The sequence below is a fragment of the Bacillus sp. REN10 genome (assembly GCF_016820555.1).
Classification (GTDB): domain Bacteria; phylum Bacillota; class Bacilli; order Bacillales; family Domibacillaceae; genus Bacillus_CE.
Map to the genome: position 1 here is coordinate 1 of NZ_JADHDW010000040.1, position 561 is coordinate 561.

General features: G+C 40.8%; 1 protein-coding gene. It reads right to left on the bottom strand.

Features of this window, described 5'->3' with window-relative positions; all coding sequences use genetic code 11:
• Nucleotides 1-98 precede the first annotated feature (98 nt).
• Nucleotides 99-359, bottom strand: a complete 261-nt coding sequence (locus tag IRB43_RS17650; protein WP_203364750.1) for a hypothetical protein — start codon at nt 357-359, stop codon at nt 99-101.
• Nucleotides 360-561 lie beyond the last annotated feature (202 nt).

Genomic DNA, 561 nt, shown 5'->3' on the forward strand with positions numbered 1-561 from the left:
ATTCACGAACTTTCGAACGAGCATTAGCTATTAACTTTAGCCGAAAATTTTGCTTAGCAGCTGACATATTGATTCTCCCTTTTTTGGTATATATACACTCATTTCTGCTTAAACCGACTCAATATTTTCGCCTCTGTCGGATCTTTTGGCCGCATTCTTCCACGATTCCACCCACTCTGATCCACCTCTTTCTCAAAGGCCTCAATCTGCTTCTCATACTTTTTCATATTCCTTTTCACACGCTCTTCCACCTCCTGCAAGCGCACCGTCACTAGCTTGTCATCACTGCGAAATTGATCCAATCGCTCACACATCCTTTTCCGTATCTCCAGCAACGTTTCTTGATCAATCCCTGTCAAATGACTCCACTCCTTTTGTCACCGATTGTCGTCTCTCCCTTCGTTCTTCCCCTTTTCTTTTTTGATTATTATAACAAAGAAAAAAGGAAAAAGACTGTAAACAGAAGTAAATCATTGGATGATAAAAAAACAGAGAACCGAATGAACGACCCTCTGTCTATACTTTATTGCTTTAAAGTAGTGGGGGGCTGACACCAATTAC